Source organism: Roseovarius sp. (assembly GCF_027019125.1).
Lineage (GTDB): Bacteria > Pseudomonadota > Alphaproteobacteria > Rhodobacterales > Rhodobacteraceae > Roseovarius.
Map to the genome: position 1 here is coordinate 36,539 of NZ_JALUXE010000002.1, position 17,071 is coordinate 53,609.

A 17,071-nucleotide genomic window follows, 5' to 3' on the forward strand; every position below is an offset into this window, starting at 1 on the left:
CGGGGCGATTGGTGTCAGTCTTTCTTCGACATGCGCTTGCGCTCATGCGGGTCGAGATAGCGTTTGCGCAGGCGGATCGACTGCGGTGTCACCTCGACCAGTTCATCATCGTCGATATAGGCGATGGCCTCTTCCAGCGTCATCGTGATGGGCGTGGTCAGGCGCACGGCCTCGTCGGTGCCCGAGGCGCGGACGTTGGTCAGCTTCTTGCCCTTGAGCGGGTTCACTTCGAGGTCGTTGTCGCGGCTGTGCTCGCCAATGATCATGCCGGTATAGACCTTGGCCTGCGCGCCAAGGAACATGCGGCCGCGCTCTTCGAGGTTCCAGAGCGCATAGGCTACCGCCTCGCCGTTTTCCATCGAGATGAGGACGCCCGCACGCCGACCGGGAATGGGGCCGCGATGCGGGGCCCAGGAATGGAACACCCGGTTGAGCACGCCAGTGCCCCGCGTGTCGGTGAGGAATTCGCCATGATAGCCGATCAGGCCGCGCGACGGCACATGCGCGATGATACGCGTCTTGCCTGCGCCCGAGGGTTTCATCTCGACCAGATCGCCCTTGCGCGGGCCAGTGATCTTTTCGATCACGGCGCCGGTGAATTCGTCGTCGACGTCGATGGTGACTTCTTCGATCGGTTCGAGACGTTCGCCATTCTCGCCATCGCGCATGAGCACCTGCGGGCGGGAGATGCTGAGCTCGAACCCTTCGCGGCGCATGTTCTCGATCAGAACGCCCATCTGCAATTCGCCGCGACCGGCCACCTCGAAGGCGTCGCCGCCGGGGGTGTCGGTCACTTTGATGGCGACGTTCGACTCGGCCTCTTTCATCAGGCGTTCGCGGATCACGCGGCTCTGGACCTTCTTGCCTTCGCGGCCGGCCAAGGGGCTGTCGTTGATGCCGAAAGTGACGGTGATGGTGGGCGGATCAATCGGCTGTGCCGCGATCGGGTCCTCGACGGCGAGGGCGCAGATCGTGTCGGCGACGGTCGCCTTGGACATGCCTGCAAGGCTGACGATGTCACCGGCGGTGGCCTCTTCGATGTCCTGGCTGGAGAGACCGCGGAAGGCCTGGATCCGGGTTACGCGGAATTGTTCGATTTTCTGGCCAATGCGGCTGAGCGCCTGCACGGTCTGGCCCACCTTGAGGCGGCCCGATTCGACGCGCCCTGTGAGCAGGCGGCCGACAAAGGGATCAGCCCCGAGCGTGGTGGCCAGCATGCGGAAATCGTCGTCGAGATGGGCGAGCTGCTTGGGCGCGGGCACATGGTTGACGATCAGTTCGAAGAGCGCCGAGAGATCCTTGCGCGGGCCGTCAAGCTCGTGGTCGGCCCAACCGGCGCGGCCAGAGGCATACATATGCGGAAAGTCGAGCTGATCGTCATTGGCGTCGAGCGAGGCGAAGAGATCGAAGCATTCGTTCAGCGCGCGATCGGGTTCGGCATCGGGTTTGTCGACCTTGTTGAGCACGACGATGGGGCGCAGCCCGAGGCGCAGCGCCTTGGAGGTCACGAATTTCGTTTGCGGCATCGGCCCTTCGGCGGCGTCGACCAGAAGGACAACCCCGTCGACCATGGACAGGATACGCTCGACCTCGCCGCCGAAATCGGCGTGGCCGGGGGTGTCGACGATGTTGATGCGCGTCTTTTTATAGAGAACGCTGGTGGGTTTGGCGAAGATGGTGATGCCGCGCTCGCGTTCCAAATCGTTGCTGTCCATGGCGCGTTCGTCCACGGCCTGATTGGCGCGGAAGGCACCGGATTGTTTCAGCAATTGGTCGACGAGCGTGGTTTTGCCGTGGTCGACGTGGGCGATGATGGCGATATTGCGCAGATCCATGGGGTGTAGCTGTCCTGACATTGTTCGCCTGCGCCCTATACGCCGCGACGCGGAAAGACCAGAGGCAAAGCGCCCCCAAGGCCGGATCATGCCGCGCGTTTGTGTCGCTTTGGGAACAGGGGGGGATGCGGGGCAGCGCCAGCATACTCGGACCGAGGCGTTGTGCCAAGGCACCGCTGCCCAGTTAGAAGCGGGCAAGGCCCGGGGTGTGCGTGGGATCGGCGAGATACAGGTCCATGCGCGCAATCAGGGCGCATGGACCTTTGAGGACGCGTAAAAGCCGGGGCTTCAGAACGGAATTTCGTCATCCATGTCGCGCGAGGGGCGACCGCCCCCTGACGCGGGGGCCCCGCCGTAATCATTGCCATAGTCGTTGCCATAGCCCTGACCCTGACCGCTGCCGTAGCTGCCGCCGCCACCGCCGGTGGACCCGCCTTCGCCGCGGCCATCGAGCATGACGAGGGTTGAATCAAAGCCCTGAAGCACGATTTCGGTGCTGTATTTATCCTGACCGGATTGATCCTGCCATTTGCGGGTTTGCAGCTTGCCCTCGAGATAGACCTTGGAACCTTTGCGCAGATACTGTTCGGCCACGCGCACCAGCCCTTCGGAGAAGATGGCGACGGTGTGCCATTCGGTGCGCTCGCGGCGTTCGCCGGTGTTGCGGTCTTTCCATGTTTCAGAGGTGGCGATGCGCAGGTTGCAGACCTTGCCACCGTTCTGGAATGTCCGGACCTCGGGGTCGCGGCCCAGATTGCCGATGAGAATTACCTTGTTGACAGAGCCGGACATCGCGCCCTCCTTGAATCATGTCGTGGTTCGCGTCTGACGGTTACACCACCGCATCGGCGTGAAGGAAAGGTTAAAATTGTCGATAAATGCGACGAAACCCGCCGATGCCGTGCGAAGCCGTAAAAGAAGTCTCGAAATTCGTGTTGAATTGCCTATAGTGCCGCCAGATAGACGGATGGGGGCAGGACAGGAATGCGGTGGATCGCAAGCGCGCTTGTGGCCTTTGGGCTGGTTGTGCCGAGTTTTGCGGAGGCGGATGTGCTTTCGAGCAAGAGCCGGGTGAGCCTCTTCAAGTCACAGACCAAGGTTTTGGATACCAGGGCGCGGCAGCAATACAACAATTCGGTGCGGCTTCAGCCGGAGCGGGTCAAGACGCCAACGATGTGGGACGATCTGAGCCCGGTTTTCCGGGGTGTCTATCGCGGGCCCTATCTCGACATGGCTAAGCAGGCGGCGCGGCGCTATCAGGTGCCCGAGGACCTGTTCCTGCGGCTGGTGCAGCAGGAGTCGGGCTGGCGGGCGGATGCGCGCTCGCACAAGGGCGCGATTGGGTTGGCACAGTTGATGCCGGAGACCGCGCGCAATCTGGGGGTCAACCCGCATGATCCGCGCGAGAACCTGGAAGGCGGCGCGCGCTATCTGGCGGAGCAGTATCGCACATTCGGGTCATGGCGGCTGGCGCTTGCGGCCTATAATGCGGGACCGGGAGCCGTGTCGAAATACGGGGGCGTGCCGCCCTATCAAGAGACGCGCAATTACGTGAAGGTGATCCTCGGAAGCTGATCCCGCGCGGGATCAGGTGGCGAATCCGATCTTGTAGAGATGAATCTCGTTGGCGGGATGCTTCTCGGCGTTGACCACTTGTCCGTTGTGGTGATTGAAGAGTGCGCGCCAGTAGGGCTGAATGATCACGCCCTCCTCCCGCAGGATGGTTTGCAGGCGGGCCATGACCGGGCGACGGCGGTCCGGGTCGCTGAGGCGGTTGGCCTCGTCGAGCAATGTGTCGAACTCTTCACTCGCAAAGCCGCTCTCGTTCCATGCCGCGCTGGAGCGATAGGCGAGGCTGAGCACCTGCACATCGAGCGGGCGGTGGTTCCATTGGGTTGCCGAAAAGGGAAACTCGCGCCAGTTGGCCCAGAACTCCGGCCCGGGCAGGATGCGGCGGCGCACGGTGAGGCCTGCGTCGCGCAATTGTGCCGCGACGGCATCGCCAGTGTTGCGCTGCCATTCGTCATCGACGGTCACAAGCTCATGTTCGAAGCCGCGAAGGCCTGCTGCCTCTACGATGGCGCGGGCCGCGGCCGGGTCATGGGGGGCGGGGCCGATCTCGGCATAGGCGGGATGAATCGGGCTGACATGATGATTGGCGGCCACGGTGCCACGCCCGCCGTAGCCCAGTTCAAGACAGATCGCGTTATCGACGGCGAGTGCCATGGCGCGGCGAATGTCGCGGTTGAGATAGGGGTTGGTGCCGACAACACGCGCGCTCTGCGAGGCGCGGATCACGGTGGTGGCGGCGGTCTCGGTGCGGGTGCGGGTCCAGCCGATGCTGTCCATGGCGTCGATGAAATCACCGACGGTTTCATAGAGCAGGTCGATCTCGCCGCGCTCGGCAGCCCCGAGCCAAGCCGAGGGGTTGAGGCCGAGGTCGATGAATTCCACGCGGTCCAGATAGGGCCCGCCAAACACATCCGTTCCCCACCAGCGGTGGTCGGGATGGCGTTCGAGCACGCATCGGGCGCCGGGTTCGAGGCTGACAGGGCGAAAGGGGCCCGTGCCGATGCCATTGAGAAAGGGATCGCCGCCCTCATAGCTATGATGCACGATGGCGGCGGGATAGTCGGACATGTTGGCGATGACCGAAATATCGGGTTGCGAGAGGCTGAGCACGAGGGTGAGGTCGTCTAGAACCGTTATGGCACCTGTGCGGGCCTGTCCGGTGTCTGGGTCGATCAGTCCGGCGAAGCGCCCGGCCATGGAATTGCGCTCGGCGGAGGTGTCGCACCAGCGTGCGATGTTGCGGGCGACATCCTGCGCAGTGAAGGGATCGCCGTTGTTCCATGTCACGTTGGCGCGCAGATGGAGAAGGTACCGGGTGGCATCCTCGTTCACCTGCCAGCTGTCGAGCAACATGCCGGTGAAGGTGCCATCGCTCTGATATTCGACGAGATATTCCAGGAAACCACGGGTCTGATTGCCCAGCTCGCTCCAATCATAGCTGCGCGGATCGGTGAGGGGTTTCACATTCTGCTGAATGCGCAGGGTGCCGCCCTGGACCGGTGTGGTCTGGGCCTTGGCGGGGGGCGTGAGGCCGCCAAGCGCGTAGGCCGCCGAGGCGCTGAGCCCGAGGGCGGTGGCGCGCGTCAGAAACTCGCGTCGATGCATCCGGCCCGCGCGCAACGCCTCGGCATCGCGGAGAGTGGCGGGGTGCGGTGCGGTCGGGATCTGGCGCGGCATCGGGGGCTTTCGTGGAGTGCGGGGCGATGTGTCTTGGATCATTAGATAATGGGCGTGCTCAAAGCGCAACCCGTAGCGCGGTATCCTGTGCGATCAGTGTGCTGCGGCCATCGGTTTGCGCGTCACCGCCGCCTGTCGCAGCGCCGAGGGGGTGTGACCCGTGTGTTGCAGTACGAAGCGCGAGAAATAGGCGGCGCTGCCAAACCCGAGGCTGGCCGCAATCTGGCCAATTGGCAAATCGCCTGCTTCGAGCATGTCGCGCGCGGCATGCAGACTGCGTTCGGTCAGGAGGTCGGAGGCAGTGAGGCCCGAAGCCTGTTTGCAAACGCGTGTGAGATGGGTGGGAGTCACGCCCAGCGCGCGGGCATAGACCGCCATGGCGCGCCCGCTGGTGTAGTCGCGGGCCACGAGTGCGGCGTAGGCCTGCATCAATCGGGCGCTGGATGTGGGCCGCTCTTGCGGGCCTTGGGCGATCATGGCGCGGCGCAGCCAGACGGTCAGCATCCGCGCCTGGGCATTGAGCGCCTCGTCCATGAAATCGCGGTTGGCGGATTGTTCGCGCTGCATCGCCTCGAGAATGGCGGTGAGCTCGTTCTGGCTGGTGACGTCGCGGATGCGCAAGTGTTGAGCGTGGTCCGGCATCAGGATCGGGCCGCCGGCAGGCAGCAGACAGACCTGACCAAAGCCGGTCTTGCCGAGATCGAGCGAAAACATCGTGCCTGCGGGAATGGCCAGCGCGTTGTGCACGCCGATGCCGCGCCGCACCCCGTCGATGATGGCGATTCCCTGACCACGGGTGATCCAGATCAGCGCGTGATCGGGGCAGGAATGTTGAAGCGTGAGGCGCCAGTCGGTGCCTCGCGCCCATTGCGCGACGGTCTTGATCTCTGCATGCGCCATTTTCGGGAACCTCAAAAGTCGGGTTTCGGCAACTATTACACCCGAAATATGACAAGTCAGGGGAGAAAGTCTGAAAAATCTAAAAAATGGGCTGCTGTTGGCAATGCTCTGCCCAAGGTCTTTGCAGGCTTGTGATTGACGGATGGGGAGAACTGGGTATAAAATGAACAAGTGTTCAATAAATCCGTTTCGGAGGAGGAAGCGCGATGTTCAATGCGGTCATGCAATTTGATCTGGGCGAGGATGTGAACGCCCTGCGTGAGATGGTGCATCGCTGGGCGCAGGAGCGGGTCAAGCCGATGGCCGCAGAGGTGGACCGCAGCAACGCCTTTCCTCATGCGCTCTGGCAGGAAATGGGCGAGCTTGGCCTCTTGGGGATCACCGTGCCCGAGGAATATGGCGGGGCGGGGATGAATTATCTCGCGCATGTCATCGCGGTCGAGGAAATCGCGCGGGCCTCTGCCTCGGTCTCGCTGAGTTACGGGGCGCATTCCAACCTCTGCGTCAATCAGATCAAGCTGAATGGCACCGAGGCGCAAAAACGGAAATACCTGCCGGCTCTGGTGAGCGGCGCGCATGTCGGCGCGCTGGCCATGTCCGAGGCGGGGGCGGGCAGCGATGTGGTCAGCATGAAGCTGCGCGCCGAGAAGCGGAATGATCGCTACGTTCTCAATGGCACGAAATACTGGATCACCAACGGGCCGGATGCCGATACGCTGGTGGTCTATGCCAAGACCGATCCAGAGGCGGGCAGCAAGGGGATCACGGCGTTTCTGATCGAGAAGACGATGACGGGGTTCAGCACCTCGCCCCATTTCGACAAGCTGGGGATGCGTGGCAGCAATACGGCCGAGCTGATCTTTGATGATGTGGAAGTGCCCTTCGAGAACGTTCTGGGCGAAGAGGGCAAGGGCGTGCGCGTGCTGATGTCGGGCCTCGATTACGAGCGCGTCGTGCTGGCGGGGATCGGCACGGGGATCATGGCGGCCTGTCTCGACGAGATCATGCCCTATCTCGCGGAGCGCAAGCAGTTTGGTCAGCCGATCGGGAATTTCCAGCTCATGCAGGGCAAGATCGCCGATATGTATACGGCGATGAATTCGGCCCGTGCCTATGTCTATGAGGTGGCCAAGGCCTGCGACCGGGGCGATGTGACCCGTCAGGATGCGGCGGCCTGCTGTCTCTATGCCTCCGAACAGGCGATGGTTCAGGCGCATCAGGCGGTGCAGGCGATGGGCGGTGCCGGATTTCTGGCCGATGCACCCGTCGCGCGGCTTTTCCGCGACGCCAAGCTGATGGAGATCGGGGCAGGGACATCCGAGATCCGGCGGATGCTGGTTGGCCGCGAGCTGATGGGGGCAATGGCATGAGAGGGCTTCTTGTTGCGGCGCTGATCCTGCCTTGGCCTGCGGTGGCGCAGAACCTTGTTTTCGACATCGCGCCGGTCGAGGCGTGTCTGGCGACGGGGGGCGGCCAAATGTGTCCCGGCCTCGCGGCGGAGGCGTGCATCAACGCCACCTCTGATGGCTATACCACCGTCGGCATGGGGGCCTGCACCGATTACGAGCGCGCCGTCTGGGACCGATGGCTGAATGAAGAGTATCAGGCGCTGATGACCAAGCTCAAGGCGCAGGATGCCGAGGCCATGTCCCATGCGCCCAAGCAGGCCGACGCCTTGCGCGAGATGCAGCGGGCGTGGATCGGGTTTCGCGATGCGAAATGCGCCTATGTGGCGTCGCAATGGGGCGGTGGCACGGGGGCTGGCCCGGCGTCGATCAGTTGCCATCTGCACGAGACCGCGAGTCAGCTGTTCTATCTGCAATCGAGCCAGTTCGGGGAGTGATCCCATGCCGCGCCGCCTCTTGTTCTTGCCGGTGGTTGCGCTGATCGCGGCGGTGGCCGGTATCGGCCTGTTGCTGGGCGGACGGGCGGTGCTGACGACCGAGACAGACGTGATCGAGCGCGTCGCGGCCCGGTATCTGGCAGATGCAGGGCAAGGGGCGCTGCGCAGCGATTGCGCGGCGCGGCCTGCGACAAGCGCCGATCTGTGGCTGGTGGTGGTCTGTGGACGCTATGAGTATTTCGTCGATGCCTATGGGCGGGTGGCGCATGTGAACGTGGCGGGGGCTACATCATGAGCGGGATGCGCCCCTTGCTGCGGTCTGCGCCTTATGACGCGCTTTATGCCGGGTTTCGCTGGGATATTCCGGCGCGGCTGAACATGGCGGCGCAGGTGTGCGATGTCTGGGCCGAGGCAGAGCCTGGGCGGGTGGCGATCATCGACCTCTCGGGTGAGGGGCCGCGCGATGTGACTTATGGCGCGCTGCGGGCCATGGCGGATGGGTTGGCGCATGGTCTGGTCGCGCGCGGTCTGCGGCGGGGCGACCGGGTGGGCGTGCTGCGCAGTCAAGGTGCGTGGTGCGCGGCGGCGCATATCGCCATCTGGAAGATCGGCGCGATTTCGATCCCTCTTTTCAAGCTGTTCAAACAGGATGCCTTGACGAGCCGGGTGGGCGATGCCGGGGTAAAGGTGGTTGTGACGGATGCCGAGGGGGCCGCGATGCTGGAGGCCTTGCCGGAGGTGACGGCGCTGATCCCCGAAGACGAGACATTGCCCGAAGGAGGCTTCGCGACAGCGGACACCGGGGCTGAAGAACCTGCGGTGTTGATCTACACCAGCGGCACCACGGGCAGCCCCAAGGGCGCGCTGCATGCGCATCGGGTTCTGACCGGGCATTTGCCCGGCGTCGAGATGAGCCATGATTTTCTGGGGCAGCCGGGGGATTGCCTGTGGACGCCGGCGGATTGGGCGTGGATCGGGGGGCTGTTTGACGTACTGATGCCGGGGCTGGCGATCGGCGTGCCGGTGGTGGCCGCGCGGATGGCAAAGTTCTCGCCCGAGGAGTGCGGCAGGATCATCGCGCAAGGCGCTGTCAGGAACGTGTTTTTCCCACCCACCGCGCTGCGGATGCTCAAGGCGGCAGAGGCGCGCATGGAGGGTTTGCGCAGCGTGGCCAGCGGTGGCGAGCCGCTGGGGGCAGAAATGCTCGACTGGGGACGGCGCGCCTTTGGCGTGACGATCAACGAATTCTATGGGCAGACCGAGTGCAACATGGTGGGCACGTCCTGTGCTGCTCTTTACCCGCCGGTGCCGGGCAGTCTGGGTCGGGCGGTGCCGGGGCATGAGGTGGCGGTGATTGATGCCACGGGTGCCGTGACCGAAGCTGAGGGCGAGATCGCGGTGCGGCGCGGTTCGGCCTCGATGATGCTGGAATATTGGGGGCGGCCCCGCGAGACGGCGGAGAAATTCTGTGGCGATTGGCTGCTCACGGGCGACCGGGGGGTGATCGAGGGTGGGCATATCCGCTTTGTCGGGCGCGAGGATGACGTGATCACGAGCGCGGGCTACCGTATCGGTCCGGCAGAGATCGAGGATTGCCTGCTCACCCATCCGGCGGTGGCGACGGTGGGCGTGGTGGGCAAGCCGGATGCGCTGCGCACCGAAATCGTCAAAGCCTATGTGGTGCTGAAAGAAGGGCAGGTGCCGTCGGAGGCGCTGGTGGGCGCGTTGCAAGCGCATGTCAAGGCGCGGCTCGCGGGCTATTCCTATCCGCGCGAGATCGCCTTTCTCGACGCGCTGCCGATGACCGTCACCGGCAAGGTGATCCGCAAGGAGCTCAAGGCGCGGGCTGCGGCAGAGGGGCGGACATGATGTGTTTCAGCCATGAGAAAAGGGCTGGCGCGATGGCCAGCCCTCAGCGTCCGATCCGGTTTGGGAGGGGATCAGAATTTCATCACATAGGCGACGTTGAAGACCCACGGGTCGATCTTGACCTTGCCGATCTGGGCGCCGCCGACCTTCACGTCGGTTTCGATGTCGATGTAGCGCACGTCAAGGCGCACAGCGGATTTTTCGCTGATGGCGTAATCGGCACCGGCATGGAGCGCGAGACCCCAGCTGTCGTCGAGATCGAGCGAGACACCCGCCAGAGGGCCTTTGCCCTTTTCATCGAAGAAGTAGGTGTAGTTGATACCTACGCCGACGAACGGGGTGAAGGCGCTGGAGTTGGTGAAGTGGTACTGCAGCGAGAGGGTCGGCGGCAGGTGCTTGACCTCGCCAACCTGACCGGCACCGGCCAGATCCACGTCATGCTCGAAGGGCAGCGAAGCCAGAAGCTCGACACCGACGTTCTTGGCGATGAAATACTCCAAGGTGATCGTCGGGCTGAGCGCGCCATCGGCGCTGACGCGGCCCACGGCGGTCGTCGTGGCGCTGTCAGGCTCGATCCAGCCGAGACCGAGGCCGAGCAGGAAATCACCTTTTTCCTGAGCGAGGGCGGGAACTGCTGCCGAAGCAAGCAGCGCCGAAAGGGTGAGGGCGTTAATGTGTTTCATGGTCTGTCCACTCTTGTTCTTACAAGGGGGGGTATGCGCCCATCCGACTCGGAAAACATTGATATGGGTCAAATTGCCCGGCGGCCGCAAGGATGCGGCAAATATGCAACAACTGTGCCAAGACGAGGAGCGCGTTCATGCGTCTGACATCATCTGTTCTGACAGGGTCCGAGGCGTTCAAGGCCAATCGGGCCGGGCATCTGGAGGCGCTGCGCGTGGTGCGCGAGGCCGCAGATTGGGCGGCAGCGGGGGGCGGCGATCAGGCGCGTGAGCGGCATGTATCGCGCGGCAAGATGCTGCCGCGTGACCGGGTGGCGGGCTTGCTCGATCCCGGTAGCCCGTTTCTGGAGGTGGGCGCGACGGCGGCGCATGGGCTTTATGACGGCGCGGCCCCCTGTGCCGGGGTCATCGCGGGCGTGGGGCGCGTGATGGGGCGCGATTGCATGGTGGTGTGCAACGACGCCACGGTCAAGGGCGGCACCTATTATCCCATGACGGTCAAGAAACACCTGCGCGCGCAGGAGATCGCCGAGGAATGTCATCTGCCCTGCATCTATCTGGTAGATTCGGGTGGTGCGAACCTGCCCAATCAGGATGAGGTGTTCCCGGACCGCGACCATTTCGGGCGGATTTTCTACAATCAGGCGCGGATGAGTGCGAAAGGCATCGCACAGATTGCGGTCGTGATGGGAAGCTGCACCGCCGGCGGTGCCTATGTTCCCGCGATGAGCGATGTCACCATCATCGTGCGCGAGCAGGGCACGATCTTTCTGGCCGGGCCGCCGCTTGTGAGGGCCGCCACGGGTGAGGTGGTCAGCGCCGAGGATCTGGGCGGTGGCGACGTTCACACGCGCCTGTCGGGTGTGGCGGATTACCTGGCCGAGGATGACGGGCACGCGCTGGCCCTGGCGCGGCGTGCCGTGGGGTCTTTGGGCGGTGGGTTGGCACCCACCCTACGGTGGGAGGCCCCCGAGGAGCCGGCCTATGATCCCGAGGAGCTGTTGGGCGTGGTGCCCGCCGATCTGCGCACGCCCTACGACATTCGCGAGGTGATTGCGCGCGTGGTCGATGGCTCGCGGCTGGATGAGTTCAAGGCGCGGTTCGGCGAGACGCTGGTGACGGGCTTTGCGCATATCAAAGGCTGTCCGGTGGGGATCATCGCCAATAACGGCGTTCTCTTTTCGGAGGCCGCGCAGAAGGGCGCGCATTTCGTCGAACTCTGCAGCCAACGCAAGGTGCCGCTGATCTTCCTTCAGAACATCACCGGATTCATGGTGGGCCGCAAATACGAGAACGAGGGCATCGCGCGGCACGGGGCCAAGATGGTGACGGCGGTAGCGACAACCTCTGTGCCCAAGATCACCATGGTGGTGGGCGGCTCGTTTGGCGCGGGCAATTACGGCATGGCGGGGCGGGCCTATCAACCGCGCTTCATGTGGTCGTGGCCGAACTCCCGCATTTCGGTGATGGGGGGAGAGCAGGCAGCGGGGGTTCTGGCCACGGTGAGGCGTGACGCCATCGAGCGCAAGGGCGGCACTTGGTCGGCCGAGGACGAGGCCGACTTCAAACGCCCCACGGTCGAGATGTTCGAGCGCCAGTCGCACCCGCTCTATGCCAGCGCCCGGCTCTGGGATGATGGGATCGTGGACCCGCGCAAGAGCCGCGATGTTCTGGCGCTGTCGCTACGCGCAGCCCTCAACGCACCGGTGGAAGAGACGCGCTTTGGCGTCTTCCGGATGTGAGGGGGCGCGCCGTGGAACTTGAGTATTTGAAGAACGATGAAATCGGGGGCTCGGGCCATGTTTGAACGTATCCTGATCGCGAACCGGGGCGAGATTGCCTGCCGGATCATGCGCACAGCTCGGGCGATGGGCGTCGAGGTGGTGGCAGTCTATTCCGACGCGGACCGGGGGGCGGCGCATGTAGCGCTGGCCGACCGGGCGGTGTGGATTGGCGGGGCGGCCCCGTCTGAGAGTTATCTGCGGGGAGAGGCGATCATCGCGGCGGCGCTTGAGACAGGGGCCGAGGCCATTCATCCCGGCTATGGGTTTCTGAGCGAGAACCCCGAGTTCGTCGAGGCGGTGGAGGCGGCGGGGCTGGTCTTTATCGGACCCTCGGCGCAGGCCATCCGCGCGATGGGGCTCAAGGATGCCGCGAAAGTGCTGATGGAAAAGGCGGGCGTGCCGGTGGTGCCGGGGTATCATGGCACGAACCAGGACCCCGAGCATCTGGCTGGCGCGGCGGAGGCGATTGGCTATCCGGTGCTGATCAAGGCCGTGGCAGGCGGCGGTGGCAAGGGGATGCGTCTGGTCGAGCGGCCCGAGCGCTTTGCCGAGGCGCTGGAGAGTGCGCAGGGCGAGGCGCGCACGGCCTTTGGCAATGCTGCCGTGCTGATCGAGAAATATATCCAGAAGCCCCGGCATATCGAGGTGCAGGTGTTCGGCGATGGCACGCGGGCCGTGCATCTCTTCGAGCGGGATTGTTCGCTGCAACGGCGGCATCAGAAGGTGATCGAAGAGGCCCCGGCCCCCGGCATGACGCCCGAGGTGCGTGCCGCCATGGGGCAGGCGGCGGTGCGCGCGGCAGAGGCGATCGGTTATTCAGGGGCAGGCACGATCGAATTTATCGTCGATGGTTCTGAGGGTCTGCGTGCCGACCGATTCTGGTTCATGGAGATGAACACGCGCCTTCAGGTCGAGCATCCGGTGACGGAGGCCATCACCGGCGTCGATCTGGTGGAGTGGCAATTGCGCGTGGCGGCGGGCGAAGGTCTGCCCGCGCGTCAGGAGGATCTGACGATCAACGGACATGCCTTTGAGGCGCGGCTCTATGCCGAGGATGTGCCCAAAGGGTTTCTGCCGGCCACGGGAACGCTCTCGCATCTGGCGTTTCCGGGACTCGCCCGCGCCGATAGCGGTGTGCGGGCTGGCGACGAGATCAGCCCCTGGTACGATCCGATGATCGCCAAGGTGATCACCCATGGCCCGACGCGCGCCGTGGCGCTCCGGCGACTGGCGGCGGCGCTAGAGGGGACAGAGGTGGCCGGAACGGTGACGAATCTCGGGTTTCTGGGGGCGTTGGCGCGGCACGCGGGATTTGCGGCAGGTGAGGTGGACACCGGGTTGATCGCGCGCGATCTCGAGTCGCTGGTGGAGGTGCCCGAGGCGGGCGCGCGTGAGGTGGCCCTGGCCGCGATGGCGGGTCTGGGTCTTCTTGGGGAGATGCCGCCGGATGCGGGCTTTGTCCTGTGGTCGCCGCTGGAGCGCGAGGTGCGGCTCATCCATGGCGGCGAGGAAATTGCTGTTCGGCTGGTGACACTGAGCGCGGATGCGCATGATTTGCGCGTCGGGGACGCGGTGATCGCGGCGCGGCGCGTGGACGGGCGCTGGCGGCTGGATGGGCAACCGGGCCCGGCGGTCGCCGTTGATGGCAACCGAATCACGGTTTTCGCGCGCTATGGGCTGACGTTTGACCTGGTTGACCCTCTGGCGCGGGAAGGGGCCGCGGGGGGCGATGCCACCTTGATCGAGGCGCCGATGCCGGGGTTGGTCAAGGCGGTCTATGCCGCGCCGGGGCAGGCGGTGGCCAAGGGCGACCGGCTGGCGGTGCTTGAGGCGATGAAGATGGAGCATAGCCTGCTGGCGGCGCGCGACGGGGTTGTGGCCGAAGTGCTGGTCGCGGCGGGCGATCAGGTGAGCGCCGGGGCGGCGCTGGTGCGGTTGGAGGAGGAAAGCGCATGATCCGGCTGCATCATGTGCCGATGGCGCGGTCGCTGCGCGTCATGTGGCTCTTGGAGGAGTTGGGGCTGGACTATGAGGTCGCGTATTATTCGATCCGCGACGGGTCGCTGCGCAGCCCGGAGTTCTTGGCGCTGTCGCCTGCCGGGCGCGTGCCGGTGCTGGAGCATCAGGGCGCGGTGTGGTTCGAAAGTGGGGCCATCATGCAGCTCTTGTGCGAGACCTACCCAGAGGCCGGATTGCTGCCTGCCCCCGGCAACCCCGAGCGGGCGCGCGCGCTGGAGGTGTTTGCCTATGCCGAAACGGTGGGGTGCCTCTTGGAAAACCTCAACCTCAACCAGGTGTTCCTGCGCCCGCCTGCGCAGCCATCCGCAGTGGTTGTCAAGCTGCTCAACGCGCGGCTGCGCGCGAGCCTTGCGGCGATGGAGGCGCGGATGGACGGCGACTATCTCTTGCCTTCCGGGTTTTCGGCGGCGGATGTGATGTTTGCCTATGGGTTCGAATTGGCGCGGTATTACGTCGATCTGGACACCTATCCGCGCCTTATGGCCTATTGGGAGCGGTTGCGCGCGCGGCCTGCCTATCAGCGGGCCAAGGCGCGGGATGGAGAGCAGGATATCTACATCCAGGAGTTTTATCCGGTGCCGGAGGGGGCGTGATGGGCGAGCGTGTCGAGATTTTCGAGGTGGGTCCGCGCGACGGGTTGCAGAACGAGGCGCGGCACATTTCCACGCGGGACAAGATCGCGCTTGTGGATTGCCTGAGCGGTGCCGGATTCTCGCGGATCGAAGTGGCGAGTTTCGTAAGCCCCAAATGGGTGCCGCAGATGGCGGATTCGGGCGAAGTGCTGCGTGGGATCCGGCGTGCGGCGGGGGTGCGGTATGCCGCGCTGACACCGAATATGCGGGGGTTGAGTGACGCGCTTGATGCAGGAGCGGATGAGGTGGCGGTGTTTGGTTCTGCCTCCGAGGGGTTTTCACGCGCCAATATCAACGCCTCGATCGAGGAGAGCCTCGCGCGGTTTGAACCGGTAATGGAGGCGGCGGGGGCCGAAGGGCTGCGTGTGCGCGGCTATGTGTCTTGCGTGGTCGAATGCCCTTATGACGGGCCGGTGGCCCCGGCCGAGGTGGCGCGGGTGGCCGAGGCGCTCTGGGCCATGGGCTGTTACGAGATCAGCCTTGGCGATACCATCGGACGGGGCAAGCCGGAGGCGGTCGCCGCGATGCTGGCGGCGGTGCGGGAGGTGGTGCCGGTCGAGCGGTTGGCGGGGCATTTCCATGACACGTCGGGTCACGCGCTTGACAATATCGAGGTGGCGCTGGCGCAGGGCGTGCGCGTGTTCGATGCCGCCGTGGGGGGGCTCGGGGGCTGTCCCTATGCGCCGGGCGCGGCTGGCAATGTGGCGACAGAGGCCGTGCATGCGCGCCTCAGCACGCTTGGCTATGAGACCGGGCTGGATGCCGGCGTGCTGGCGCGGGCGGCGGACATGGCGCGGGCGATGCGGGGATGAGCAGCGTCTACCGGGTTGCCGAACGCGCGATGGGGATGAACGGCCCTACCTGGGCGCGTCATGCTAATCCGTGGTCGGTCTACACCCGTTTCACGATGCTGCCGCTTCTTGCTCTCGCGATCTGGTCCAGGGTCTGGGTCGACGGCTGGGCCTGGGCGGGATTGCTTGCCGTGATGGTCTGGATATGGGTCAATCCGCGCGCGTTCCCGCCGCCTGCGTCGCTTGACAACTGGGCCTCGCGCGGGGTGTTGGGGGAACGGGTGTTTCTGAAACGCCCCGACGAGGTTGCCGCCCATCACCGGCATTGGGCAGCGCTTTTGTCGGCGGCCTCACTGCCCGGAGCACTGGCCATGGCGGTTGGCCTCTGGCGGCTAGACGCGGTGTGGACGGTGTTCGGCACGATCCTGATGATGGTGCCGAAGATCTGGTTCGTGGATCGCATGAACTGGGTCTATGCGGATTGGTTGCGGCAAACAGGCAAGGAGCTGGGCGATGTTTGAAACCATCAGACTCGAGACCGACGCGCGCGGGGTGGCGACCCTCACGCTGGCGCGAGAGGAAAAGCACAACGCCATGTCGGCGCAGATGATTGCCGAATTGCACGCGGCCGCCGAGGCGTTGGGCGCGGATGCGGGGGTGCGCGTGGTCGTGCTGGCGGCGCAGGGCAAGACATTCTGCGCCGGTGGCGATCTGGGCTGGATGCGGGAACAGTTCGAGGCGGAACCGGATGTGCGCGGGCGGGAGGCGGCCAAGCTGGCGCAGATGCTGCGCGCGCTCGATACTCTGCCCAAGCCGTTGATCGGGCGGGTGCAGGGCAACGCCTTTGGCGGGGGTATCGGCCTGATGAGCGTCTGCGACGTGGCAATTGGCGCGGATCATGCGCTGATGGCGCTGACCGAGACGCGGCTGGGCCTGATCCCGGCCACCATCGGCCCCTATGTGGTGGCGCGGATGGGGGCCGCACGGGCGCGGCGCGTGTTCATGTCTGGGCGCAGGTTCGATGCCGCCGAGGCGGTGCAGCTTGGACTATTAGCGCGGGCGGTGCCCGAGGCGAATCTGGATGCCGCTGTCGAGGCCGAGGTTGCGCCCTATCTGGAATGTGCGCCGGGGGCGGTGGGGCAGGCCAAGGCGCTGGTGCGGTCGCTTGGGCCGCGCATTGACGAAGACACGATTGCCATGACCATTGCGGCGCTGACGACCTGTTGGGAGGGGGCGGAGGCGCGGGAAGGCATCGGTGCCTTTTTCGAGCGTCGCAAGCCTCAGTGGCAGGGCTGAGACCGGTCTGAGTCGCGCGTATTGGCCGTGTCGCGGCGCGCGAGGGGCCAAGGGACGGGTGAATGGCGGCGTATACGGCATACCGTCGCATGCAAAACGCGAAAATCCGGTACTTGGGAGGGGCAAACCTGCGCGCGCTCGGTTGACCCCTGCACAGGGCGGGTTTAAAC

General features: G+C 64.8%; 16 protein-coding genes. 11 read left to right on the forward strand and 5 right to left on the reverse strand.

Going from position 1 to position 17,071, the window contains the following annotated elements:
* Positions 1-14 precede the first annotated feature (14 nt).
* Together typA and MVC20_RS00355 are read right to left on the reverse strand one after the other, a co-directional pair.
* Positions 15-1,835 carry a translational GTPase TypA gene (gene typA, locus MVC20_RS00350; RefSeq protein WP_297537349.1) on the reverse strand — a complete coding sequence of 607 codons (1,821 nt, stop codon included), beginning with the start codon at positions 1,833-1,835 and terminating at the stop codon, positions 15-17.
* A gap of 288 nt (positions 1,836-2,123) precedes the next feature.
* A complete protein-coding gene (locus MVC20_RS00355; RefSeq protein WP_297537351.1) occupies positions 2,124-2,627 on the reverse strand; it encodes a single-stranded DNA-binding protein in 504 nt (167 codons plus the stop codon).
* A 192-nt stretch (positions 2,628-2,819) separates the two neighbouring features.
* Between MVC20_RS00355 and MVC20_RS00360 the strand changes: the two genes are divergently transcribed.
* A complete protein-coding gene (locus MVC20_RS00360) occupies positions 2,820-3,410 on the forward strand; it encodes a lytic transglycosylase domain-containing protein (RefSeq protein WP_297537353.1) in 591 nt (196 codons plus the stop codon).
* Between the two features lie 12 nt (positions 3,411-3,422).
* On the opposite strand, the gene MVC20_RS00365 is transcribed toward MVC20_RS00360, so the two are convergent.
* On the reverse strand, positions 3,423-5,084 hold the full coding sequence (locus MVC20_RS00365; protein ID WP_297537355.1) for an ABC transporter substrate-binding protein: 1,662 nt from the start codon (positions 5,082-5,084) through the stop codon (positions 3,423-3,425).
* A gap of 93 nt (positions 5,085-5,177) precedes the next feature.
* Positions 5,178-5,984: a helix-turn-helix domain-containing protein gene (locus MVC20_RS00370; RefSeq protein ID WP_297537357.1), complete on the reverse strand. Its 807-nt coding sequence runs from the start codon at positions 5,982-5,984 to the stop codon at positions 5,178-5,180.
* A 206-nt stretch (positions 5,985-6,190) separates the two neighbouring features.
* Between MVC20_RS00370 and MVC20_RS00375 the strand changes: the two genes are divergently transcribed.
* Genes MVC20_RS00375 through MVC20_RS00390 form a run of 4 tightly spaced genes read left to right on the forward strand, consistent with a single transcriptional unit; the run spans position 6,191 to position 9,696 of the window.
* Positions 6,191-7,354: an isovaleryl-CoA dehydrogenase gene (locus MVC20_RS00375; RefSeq protein ID WP_297537359.1), complete on the forward strand. Its 1,164-nt coding sequence runs from the start codon at positions 6,191-6,193 to the stop codon at positions 7,352-7,354.
* Complete coding sequence (locus MVC20_RS00380; RefSeq protein WP_297537360.1) at positions 7,351-7,827, forward strand: lysozyme inhibitor LprI family protein; 477 nt, start codon at positions 7,351-7,353, stop codon at positions 7,825-7,827. Before MVC20_RS00375 ends, MVC20_RS00380 begins: the two co-directional genes overlap by 4 nt.
* A 4-nt stretch (positions 7,828-7,831) precedes the next feature.
* Positions 7,832-8,122, forward strand: a complete 291-nt coding sequence (locus tag MVC20_RS00385; protein ID WP_297537362.1) for a hypothetical protein — start codon at positions 7,832-7,834, stop codon at positions 8,120-8,122.
* Positions 8,119-9,696 carry an AMP-binding protein gene (locus MVC20_RS00390; RefSeq protein WP_297537364.1) on the forward strand — a complete coding sequence of 526 codons (1,578 nt, stop codon included), beginning with the start codon at positions 8,119-8,121 and terminating at the stop codon, positions 9,694-9,696. The genes MVC20_RS00385 and MVC20_RS00390 overlap by 4 nt, the downstream gene beginning before the upstream one ends.
* 71 nt (positions 9,697-9,767) lie before the next feature.
* On the opposite strand, the gene MVC20_RS00395 is transcribed toward MVC20_RS00390, so the two are convergent.
* Positions 9,768-10,379, reverse strand: coding sequence for an OmpW family outer membrane protein (locus MVC20_RS00395; RefSeq protein ID WP_297537366.1), 612 nt, complete (start codon positions 10,377-10,379; stop codon positions 9,768-9,770).
* A gap of 137 nt (positions 10,380-10,516) precedes the next feature.
* Here MVC20_RS00395 and MVC20_RS00400 point away from each other — a divergent pair, with 137 nt between their 5' ends.
* From MVC20_RS00400 to MVC20_RS00425, 6 genes are read left to right on the forward strand one after another with little or no spacing between them, the layout of a single operon-like run.
* Positions 10,517-12,121 (forward strand): carboxyl transferase domain-containing protein, encoded by a 1,605-nt coding sequence (locus tag MVC20_RS00400; RefSeq protein WP_297537368.1) that lies wholly within the window; start codon positions 10,517-10,519, stop codon positions 12,119-12,121.
* A gap of 57 nt (positions 12,122-12,178) precedes the next feature.
* A complete protein-coding gene (locus tag MVC20_RS00405; protein WP_297537370.1) occupies positions 12,179-14,119 on the forward strand; it encodes an acetyl/propionyl/methylcrotonyl-CoA carboxylase subunit alpha in 1,941 nt (646 codons plus the stop codon).
* The gene (locus MVC20_RS00410) at positions 14,116-14,775 is read left to right on the forward strand and encodes a glutathione S-transferase family protein (protein WP_297537372.1); all 660 of its coding nucleotides are present in this window, start codon (positions 14,116-14,118) and stop codon (positions 14,773-14,775) included. The genes MVC20_RS00405 and MVC20_RS00410 overlap by 4 nt, the downstream gene beginning before the upstream one ends.
* A complete protein-coding gene (locus MVC20_RS00415; RefSeq protein ID WP_297537374.1) occupies positions 14,775-15,626 on the forward strand; it encodes a hydroxymethylglutaryl-CoA lyase in 852 nt (283 codons plus the stop codon). Before MVC20_RS00410 ends, MVC20_RS00415 begins: the two co-directional genes overlap by 1 nt.
* Positions 15,623-16,126, forward strand: coding sequence for a DUF6653 family protein (locus tag MVC20_RS00420; RefSeq protein WP_297537376.1), 504 nt, complete (start codon positions 15,623-15,625; stop codon positions 16,124-16,126). Before MVC20_RS00415 ends, MVC20_RS00420 begins: the two co-directional genes overlap by 4 nt.
* Positions 16,119-16,901, forward strand: a complete 783-nt coding sequence (locus MVC20_RS00425; protein ID WP_297537378.1) for a crotonase/enoyl-CoA hydratase family protein — start codon at positions 16,119-16,121, stop codon at positions 16,899-16,901. Before MVC20_RS00420 ends, MVC20_RS00425 begins: the two co-directional genes overlap by 8 nt.
* Positions 16,902-17,071 lie beyond the last annotated feature (170 nt).